Source organism: Gemmobacter sp., assembly GCF_046292685.1.
In the GTDB taxonomy this organism is placed as follows: domain Bacteria; phylum Pseudomonadota; class Alphaproteobacteria; order Rhodobacterales; family Rhodobacteraceae; genus Wagnerdoeblera.
In genome coordinates, this window is the sequence record NZ_JBKBQM010000005.1 from 85,755 (window position 1) to 94,466 (window position 8,712).

The 8,712-nt window shown below is 70.7% G+C and carries 7 protein-coding genes and 2 pseudogenes; 3 read left to right on the plus strand and 6 right to left on the minus strand.

Going from position 1 to position 8,712, the window contains the following annotated elements:
* Positions 1 to 3: 3 nt before the first annotated feature.
* Complete coding sequence (locus ACK4S2_RS02650; RefSeq protein ID WP_409620038.1) at positions 4 to 1,263, plus strand: thiolase family protein; 1,260 nt, start codon at positions 4 to 6, stop codon at positions 1,261 to 1,263.
* 725 nt (positions 1,264 to 1,988) lie between these two features.
* Here ACK4S2_RS02650 and ACK4S2_RS02655 read toward each other — a convergent pair.
* Positions 1,989 to 2,792 (minus strand): enoyl-CoA hydratase/isomerase family protein, encoded by an 804-nt coding sequence (locus tag ACK4S2_RS02655; RefSeq protein ID WP_409620040.1) that lies wholly within the window; start codon positions 2,790 to 2,792, stop codon positions 1,989 to 1,991.
* A gap of 180 nt (positions 2,793 to 2,972) precedes the next feature.
* Here ACK4S2_RS02655 and ACK4S2_RS02660 point away from each other — a divergent pair, with 180 nt between their 5' ends.
* Entirely contained in the window at positions 2,973 to 3,542 is a 570-nt protein-coding gene (locus tag ACK4S2_RS02660) for a TetR/AcrR family transcriptional regulator (protein ID WP_409620042.1), read from the plus strand.
* Here the strand turns inward: ACK4S2_RS02660 and ACK4S2_RS02665 are convergent.
* The 5 genes and pseudogenes from ACK4S2_RS02665 to ACK4S2_RS02685 all read right to left on the minus strand — a co-directional run.
* Positions 3,539 to 3,820 (minus strand): hypothetical protein, encoded by a 282-nt coding sequence (locus ACK4S2_RS02665; protein ID WP_409620044.1) that lies wholly within the window; start codon positions 3,818 to 3,820, stop codon positions 3,539 to 3,541. The two genes, ACK4S2_RS02660 and ACK4S2_RS02665, sit on opposite strands and share 4 nt — an antisense overlap.
* A 173-nt stretch (positions 3,821 to 3,993) precedes the next feature.
* Positions 3,994 to 4,434 carry an exopolysaccharide biosynthesis protein gene (locus ACK4S2_RS02670; protein ID WP_409620046.1) on the minus strand — a complete coding sequence of 147 codons (441 nt, stop codon included), beginning with the start codon at positions 4,432 to 4,434 and terminating at the stop codon, positions 3,994 to 3,996.
* Between the two features lie 69 nt (positions 4,435 to 4,503).
* Positions 4,504 to 7,134 (minus strand): protein translocase subunit SecD, encoded by a 2,631-nt coding sequence (gene secD, locus ACK4S2_RS02675; RefSeq protein ID WP_409620048.1) that lies wholly within the window; start codon positions 7,132 to 7,134, stop codon positions 4,504 to 4,506.
* A 189-nt stretch (positions 7,135 to 7,323) separates the two neighbouring features.
* Entirely contained in the window at positions 7,324 to 7,551 is a 228-nt protein-coding gene (locus tag ACK4S2_RS02680; protein ID WP_409620050.1) for a hypothetical protein, read from the minus strand.
* Between the two features lie 265 nt (positions 7,552 to 7,816).
* A pseudogene (locus tag ACK4S2_RS02685) lies at positions 7,817 to 7,966 on the minus strand (putative 2-aminoethylphosphonate ABC transporter ATP-binding protein); the annotation flags it as partial.
* A gap of 370 nt (positions 7,967 to 8,336) precedes the next feature.
* On the opposite strand from ACK4S2_RS02685, the pseudogene ACK4S2_RS02690 reads away from it, so the two are divergent.
* A pseudogene (locus ACK4S2_RS02690) lies at positions 8,337 to 8,489 on the plus strand (IS481 family transposase); the annotation flags it as partial.
* Between the last annotated feature and the right edge of the window lie 223 nt (positions 8,490 to 8,712).

Below are 8,712 nucleotides of genomic sequence, written 5' to 3' on the forward strand. Positions count from 1 at the left end.
CCCATGCGCGATGTCTGGATCCTGGGCTCGGCCTCGACCGCCTTCGGCAAGCGGCCGGACGACACCTTCAAGGCGCTGACCGCCGAGGTCTACCGCGCCGTGCTGGCCGATGCCGGCTGGGAAACCGGCGCCGCGCTGGAACAGGCGTGGTTCGGCAACTGCGGCATGGGCACGTTCGGCCAGCGCAACATCCGCGGGCAGGTCTGCTTTACCCCGCTGGTGCGCGACGGGCTGTTTCCCGAACGCGCGCCCATCATCAACGTCGAAGGGGGCTGCGCCACCGCCTCGATGGCGTTCCACGGCGCGTGGAAGGATGTCGCCTCGGGCGACATGGAGGCAAGCCTCGCCATCGGCGTGGAAAAGACGTTCTTCCCCGGCGATGCCGCGCGCACGCTGGAAATCTTCGAAGGCGGGATCGACCAGTTCGACCCGGCGGAATGGCAGGCCTATTACACCGCCCGCGGGCAGGAATCGGGCAAGCCCTTCGTGCCGAACGCCGGGGGCGGCACGCTGTTCATGGATACCTATGCCATGCAGGCCGCCTGGCACATGAGGCACCACGGCACCACCCGCGAACAGATCGCCTTTGCCAGCTCCAAGAACCACTGGCACGGGTCGATGAACCCCAAGGCGCAGTATCGTTTCGAGGTGCCGGTGCAGCAGGTGCTGGCCGACCGCGAGATTTCCTGGCCGCTGACCCGGTCGATGTGCGCGCCGATCGGCGACGGGGCGGCGGCGGCGATTCTGGTGTCGGGCGCGCTGCTGGCGCGCCAGCCGGCCGAGGTGCGGGCGCGCGCGGTCAAGGTGCGCGCCTCGGTGCTGACGGGGGGCAAGTATCGCGCCCCCGACGAGCCGGGCCTGAGCCGCGTGGCCGCGCAGCGCGCCTATGCCAAGGCCGGCCTGACCCCGGCGGATGTGGACCTGGCCGAGGTCCACGACGCGACCTCGTTCTGCGAGATTTTCCAGCTGGAGATGCTGGGCTTTGCCGAGGCGGGGCAAGGCGGGCCGATGGTGGCCAGCGGTGCGACGCGGCTGGGCGGGCGGCTGCCGGTGAACCTGTCGGGGGGGCTGGTGTCGAAGGGGCACCCGGTGGGCGCGACGGGGCTTTCGATGGTGGACGAGCTGGTGTTGCAGCTGCGCGGCGAGGCCGGCCCGCGCCAGACCGACCGCGCCCGCATCGCGCTGGCCGAGAACGGCGGCGGGGTGATCGGGTTCGACGAAGCCGCCTGTTCGGTGATCCTGCTGGAGGCGCCTGGGGGCTGAGCGCGCCGCGCCCGGCGCCGCCCGGCCGGAGCGCCCGGGCCGCCGTCCCTGCGAGGGACATTCAGGCGAGCCAATGAAATCAATAGGTTGCGCGGCGATTTTCACGAAGTGTTAACACATGCGCGCCCAGCGGCGGCAAGGTCGCAGAGCGGGGCCTGCCCCGAGGTCTTGCGCGGGGCGGCCGGAGTCCGGGGGCGCTGCCCCCGGCCCCCCGGGATATTTGCGGCAAGGTGAAAGGGGGGCGGCGCGCGGGCGCGGCAGGGGGGTGGCGGTGAAGGCGCGGGCGGCCCTGGGGGGGCGTGTCGCGGCGGTCTGGTCCGGTGGCCGGCGGACTGCGATGCGGGGATGCCGGACGAGGCGCGGGCCGGCCCCGTTCGGCCTGAGTTTGCGCCGGGGTCGGCCGCGCGGACGACGTCGCGCGCAGACGCGCTGGCCTGCCGGCGGGCAGTATCCTGCGCCAGGGCCGGCCGCCATCTGCCCTCGCGCCGGCTTTCGGCGGAGCGTGCTGGCCGACCGGCCGATCTTTCGCCCTCTTGCGCGCCCCTCGGCGGGGCGCGGCAAGGGTCGCCGCCTGCGCTGCACGGGCCGGATGCAGCCCCCGCCGTTCCGTCGCCCCCGCCGCCACACCGGCGGTGCTGCGGTTGGTTCGGGAGGATGCGAAGGGTTGACGACCGGGCGAGGGGCGTGCGGGGCAGGGGCGCCGGCGCGGGCCGCGCTGCGGGGCGTCAGGGCTCGTCGGTGATGGTGCGCGTGCCGGCGGCGCCTTCGGCCAGCAGGCGCGCGGCGTCGGGTTGCACCATCAGGTCGCAGAACAGCGTGCGTTCTGCCGCCAGCAGCACCGGGTCGGCGGCGGCGGCCCGGCGCACGAGCGACTTGATGTGCCCCAGCGCCCGTGCCGGCTTGTTGGCCAGCCGCCGGGCCAGGGCCAGGGCCGCGGCCTCGGCATCGTCGGTGCAGGTCACAGCCAGGCCGCAGGCGACCATGCCGGGGCCATCCAGCGTGTCGCCCGTCAGGGTCATGGCCAGCGCCCGCGACAACCCCACCAGTTGCGGCAACCGCTGCGTGCCGCCGGCGCCGGGCAGGATGCCGAGGTTGATTTCCGGCAGGCCATACCGATGCGCGCCGGTCTGGGCGATGCGCAGGTCGCAGGCCAGCGCCAGTTCGAACCCGCCGCCCATTGCCGTGCCGTTCAGCGCCGCAACATAGATCGCGCGCCCCTGTTCCATCTGGCGCATGGCGGTGTGGATGCTGCCTTCGCGCACGGGGCGGTCTTCGGCAAACGCCATGCCGCGCGCGATCATGCCGGCCGATTGCGGGGCCAGAACCTTGAGATCGTAGTGGCGGATGAACACGCCGGGGGTTTCGCCGACCAGCACGCAGACGCGGATGGCGGGGTCGGCCTCGACCCGTTCCACCGCGGCCAGCAGCTCTGCCTCCATCGCGCGGTCCATGAACCCCTGGTCGGGGTTCGAAAAGGCGATCCGGGCCACCGGCCCGTCGACCGTCAGATGTGCCTGCCCTTGTCGCATTCCGATGCTCCTGCGGTATCGTCGGCATCATCCTGCTTGTTTTTCGGTGATTTTCAAACAAACATTCGGTAGAAGCCAACCAGAGACAGCACAGGAACCCGCGATTTGCCCAAGACCCGGACCGAACCCGCCGCATCGGCGCCGAAACCCAGGGCCGCGCGCCCCAGCAAGCGCCAAAAGGTGCTGGACAAGGCGGCCGAGCTGATCGCGCGCCGGGGCTTCGACGGCACGTCGATGCGCGACATCGCGGCCGCGGTCGACATGCTGCCGGGGTCGCTTTACTATCATTTCGCGTCCAAGGAAGACCTGCTGCTGGATATTCACGAGCGGGTCGTGACCAGCATGACCGACCAGGTCCGTGCCGCGCTGGACGGCGTGACCGACCCCTGGGCTCGCATCGAGGCAGCGGCGGTGGCGCATCTGCAGGCGCTGTTGGGCAGCGGCAGCCTGGTGACCATCGTGTCGCCGAACTTTCCCAAGGACCGCGACGAGTTGAACACCAGGCTCAAGGCGCACCGGAACGGTTACGAAACCCTGTTTCACGACCTGTTCGCCGCGGTGGACCTGCGCCCCGGCACCGACCGGCGCCTGCTGCGGCTGCAACTGCTGGGGGCCTTGAACTGGGTGCCGGTCTGGTTCAACCCCAAGGGCAAGACTACCCCGGCCGAAATCGCGCAGAGCTTTGTGCGCGCGATCCGGCTGGGCTGCGCGCCGGAGGCTGCCGCCGGGGCACCCGGCGCGGGCCGCTAGCGCGGCGCCGGCGGCCACATGCGCTGAAACACGCCGTCGCGCAGGATGACCGCGTGCAGGAAGGCGGCGCCGAAGTGCAGGGCCTTGGCGGCTTCGGCCAGGGCCTCGGAGCGCGGCACCAGCGCGGGCAGGCCCATTGCATCGAGCGCCTCGACGGGAAAGCCGCCGGCCCGCACCCGGACATAGCCCGCCACCGGCAGCACCAGCAGCAGCACATGGAGCGCGCCGTGGGTCAGCTGCGCCATGCGGGCCAGAAGCGGTTGCAGATGCGCGGGCAAGGGCGGCGGCGGGTGGCGATGGCGGTGCAGGGGATCGAGTCGGTGACCATGCTGAGGGCCGACCACGGCTATGCCGTGCCTTCGCAGACCTATATCGCCACGCCCGAAAGCCTGGCCAACCGGCGGACCGAACTGGTGGCGCTGATGCGCGGCGAGGTGCGCGGGTGGGAGGCTTACCGCGTCGTTACCGATGCCGCGGCCGGGTTGACCTTGCGCATGTTCCCCGATGCCGGGCTGGATGCGCCGTCCCAGCGGTTGCGCGGCATCCCGCGCGCGCCGATCGCCTGCGGCAGCCAGGGCAGGCGCCCCTGCATCAACTGCACCGCCAGATACAGCAGCGGCAGACCCGAAACCCCGGGCGGCGCGGGCAGCACATCGGGCGCGGCGAACAGCAGGATCAGCGCTGCCCGCCCTCGGCCGCCCAGAAGCGCGATGAGCTCGGCGATGGCCAGGAACGCGCGCATCGGATCGGCGGCGATGTCGGACAGGATTTCGGACAGGGGCTTGCGCCGCGGCGGCGGTGGCGGCGGCCGGGCCGCTGGGCCGGGGCGGTCGGGCGCAAGGGCGGCAGGCGTCGGCGCATCGGCGCCGGCGGGCAGAGGCGCGTGCAGCATGATCGGACAGACCCTGAAAACCGGCAGCGGTGCCGGGAACCCGCAAGGCGCGCGGGTTCCCGGCCGAGATCAGGCGTCGATATGCGCGAACGCGTGGTCGGGCTTGCGCCGCACCTTTTCGCTGCGGTCGACGCCAAGGAACAGCACGATGTTCTTGGCGACATACAGCGTGGACCAGGTGCCGAGGATCACCCCCAGCAGCATCGCCAGCACGAAGCCGCGGATCACGTCGCCGCCGAAGGCCAGCAGCGCCACCAGCGCGATCAGCGTGGTCGTCGCCGTCATCAGCGTGCGCCCCAGCGTTTCGTTGGCCGACAGGTTCATCAGGTCGCGCAGCGGCGTGGTCTTGAACTTGGCCAGGTTTTCCCGCAGCCGGTCGAAGATGACGACGGTATCGTTGACCGAATAGCCGAGGATGGTCAGCAGCGCCGCCACGATGGTCAGGTCGAACTTCAACCCGAAGGCCGCAAAGATGCCGACGGTGACCACCACGTCATGCACCAGCGCCGCCACCGTTCCGACCGCGAACTGCCATTCGAACCGCATCCAGACATAGATCAGGATGCCCGCCGCCCCCGCGCCCACGGCGGCCAGCGCCAGCCAGATCAGCTCGGCCGAAACCTTGGGGCCGACCGATTCCACCGCGGTAAAGGCAACGGCCGGGTCCACCTGCCGCAGGGCCGATTCCACCTGGCCCACCACGGCGGGTGCCAGCGCCTCGGACCCGTCCTGCGCCTCGATGCGGATGCTGGCCACGTGCTGATCGGGGCGGAAGGCGGGATCGAACGCCTCGGTGATCGACACGTCGCCCAGGGACAGCCCGTTGAGGGCGCCGCGATAGGCGCCGACGTCGATGGCATGGGTGCTTTCGGCGCGGATGGAGGTGCCGCCCTTGAAGTCGATCCCGAAGTTCAGCCCCATCGTCGCCACCAGCAGCAGCGAGCCCACGACCGCCGCCGCCGACATGCCGAAGGTCAGCCACTGGAAGCGGAAGAAGTCGATGGCGGTCTTTTCCGGTGCCAGCCGCAGCAGGCCGCGCAAGGCGATGGTTTTCGGCCGTTTCCAGCGCATCCAGGTTTCGACGATCAGCCGCGTGACGTAGACGGCGGTGAACATCGAGGTGAGGATCCCCAGCCCCAGGGTCACGGCAAAGCCGCGCACGGGCCCCGAGCCGATGGCGAACATGATGATCGCGGTCAGCAGGCCGGTGATGTTGCTGTCGACGATGGCCGAAAGCGCCTTGTCGAAACCGATGTCGATGGCGCGGGCGGCGGGGCGGCCGGCGCGCAACTCCTCGCGGATCCGCTCGAAGATCAGCACGTTGGCATCCACCGCCATGCCCATCGTCAGCACGATGCCCGCGATGCCCGGCAGGGTCAGCGTGGCGCCCATCGCCGACAGCGCCGCCAGCAGCAGCCCCATGTTCAGCGCCAGCGCCAGGTTGGCCATCAGCCCGAAGCCGCCATAGCAGGCCACCATGAAGGCCACGACCGCCGCCATGCCGATCGCCGCGGCGCGCTGGCCGGCCTCGATGCTGTCCTTGCCGAGTTCGGGGCCGATGGTGCGTTCTTCCAGAAAGTCCATACCGGCGGGCAAGGCCCCGGCGCGCAGCAGCACGGCAAGCTCGGTGCTGTCCTGCAGGGTGAATTGCCCGGTGATGATGCCCGAGCCGCCGGGAATGTGGCTCTGGATCACCGGGGCCGAGATCACCTTGCCGTCGAGCACGATGGCAAAGGGCTTGCCGATGTTGGCGGCGGTGTAGTCGCCGAACACCCGCGCCCCGGCCGGGTCGAAGCGGAAGCTGACGGCGGGGCGCTTGTTCTGGTCGAAGGATGGTTGCGCATCGACCAGGTCTTCGCCGGTGACGACCGGGGTGCGGTCGAGCGCATAGAACACGCCCGGTTCGTTCGCCGAAGGCAGCACGAGGTCGCCGGGCTTGCCGGCGCCCTGTTCGCTGGTTGCCCGGCCCAGCACGGGGTGGAAGGTCAGCTTGGCCGTGGTGCCGATCAGCGCCTTGAGTTCTGCCGCCGAACCCAGACCGGGCACCTCGATCAGGATGCGGTCGGCGCCCTGGCGCATGATGGTGGGTTCGCGGGTGCCGACCTCGTCCACGCGGCGGCGGATGATTTCCAGCGATTGCTGGAGGGTGCGTTCGTCCAGCGCGCGCCGTTCGGCCTCGGTCAGGGTGATGACCAGCGTGTTGCCCTCGGCGCTGACCGCGAGGCTGGACTGGCCGATGCCCGTGAGGCCGGAAACCGGCGTGGCCAGCGCGCGCACGGCCTGCAAGGCCGCGGCCATGCCGGCGGGATTTCCCACCTCGACCCGCAACCGGTCGGGGGCCGAGGGCTGGCGCCGCACGGCACCGACCTGATCCTGAAGCGCGCGCAAGGCATCGCGCACCTCGGGCCAGAGCGATTCCATCCGGGCGGCGTGAACCTCCCTGACCCGGACTTCGGCCAGAAGATGCGCCCCGCCGCGCAGGTCGAGGCCGAGGTTGACCAGGCTGGCCGGCATCCAGGCCGGCCAGCCGGCCAGATCGGCGGCGCGATCGGGCGGCAGGGTGCCGGTTTCGGCCAGGATGGCCGCGGCATCGTTGTGCCGTTCCACCTGCGGGTAGAAGGCATTGGGCAGGGCAAAAAGCAGCCCCCAGATACAGACGCCCCAGATGAGAAGGCGTTTCCACAGAACGGTTCGCGACATGAGCGGTCCTTTGTGCCGGCGCCTGCGGCGCGAGGACGCAAGGGCAGGGCCGGCCGGATGCGGCAAGGGACCGGAGCCTTTGCCGCAGGCGCCGGACCGCAGCGGTCCGGTCGGGCAGGGTCCGGCGGGTTTGCAAGGCAAGGGAGCGGGCCGCAAGACCGGCGCAAGGCGCCGCGCCGCAAGGCCCCGTCAGGCCAGCGGGGGTGCCCTTGGTTCGGGCCGCAGCGGCTGATGCGCCGCGGGCAGGACCGCAGCGGCCCGGGCGCGTTGTACGCCCGCAGGCGACGGCGCGACCAGCGCAAGGCCCGCAGGCGGCAGGTCGGCCACCGGGTCGCCATCGGCGCGCTGTTCGACAGGGCGTTGCGATTTGGTCGCCGGGGAAAGCGTTGCGGTTTCGTCCGGCGACAGGGCGGCCACGATCTGCGCCGGGCCAGGCGCAGGCGTCGCGCCGGGCCGCGCAGTGGCGCCGATTCAGCTGAGCAGCAGCGACAGCGTGACGAGTGCGGCAACCCACACCCGCTGCAACTGTCCGTCTGTGTGCCGCGCCCGGTTCATGCACGGCAATTTCGCATTGTGCGGCGCGCGGCGCAATGGGGCCGATGCCGCCACGCGGCGGCACGGCAAGGCATCGGCGGAAAAGCGGCGCCGATGCCCCCGGTGTCGTGTCGTGCAGGGGCCCCCGTCATGCGGCCACGAATGCGCGCACGAAAGGCGTTGCCGGCTGCGCGCGAAGGTGCTGCGGCTTGCCGAACTGCTCGATCCGGCCCATCGACATCACGACCACGAGGTCGGCCAGCTGCATCGCCTCGTCCTGGTCATGCGCGAGCGTCACGCGGTGAACGGGCGGGATTCAACGTCTGGATCGACATGGCCTTGCCGGGTTCGACCGACCCGGGTCTTTGGCGCGCTTTGCCGTTGCCGAAACCCGCGTCCCGGAACGGCCCCGGCATGCCGGCGGCGGCGATGGCAGCCGGATCGTCCATGCGGCGAAATTCGGCCGGGAGCTTGCCCAGCGGCGCGTCAACCGGGGGGCGCAGAGCCCGGGCTCGACCCCCTTGAACCAACAGGGGGTCATCACAGAAAACGGAAAAATCGCACGTCACGGCCTGCGACGGCCTTGACCTGGCAACAGTGCAACGCGGCGATCAGCAGGCAGGGGGCTTTCTCGACAGCCCCCCGGGGGATCGTTTCCCTGCTGAACGTTGACGCCGGCGCAGGACGCCGTGGCGATGGCGCTGCGCGAGGCGCTGCCGGTCTCGCTCGATGATCCGCCGGCCGTGGTGCGGGCGTTCCGGAACCCGCAGGTCTCGCGCTCGGGTCTGGACCGCTGCCTGCATCGGCATGGCGTGGGCAGCGCACTTCGCGCCTGCCTCGTGCTCGACCAGGATGCCGATGATCTGCTCGTCCATGAATCTCGTTCGCCTCATTGGCCGTCCCTTCCTTGGGCCGGACTCTAACAGGCTGCTGAAGAAGTCAGCCCTCGACCCGGAGTTAGGAACATGATTCACCCTTTGCACGACAACGGTGGGGGTGATGATGCGCGGGACGGACGAGGCGAGCGGGTCGCTGTTCAGCTAT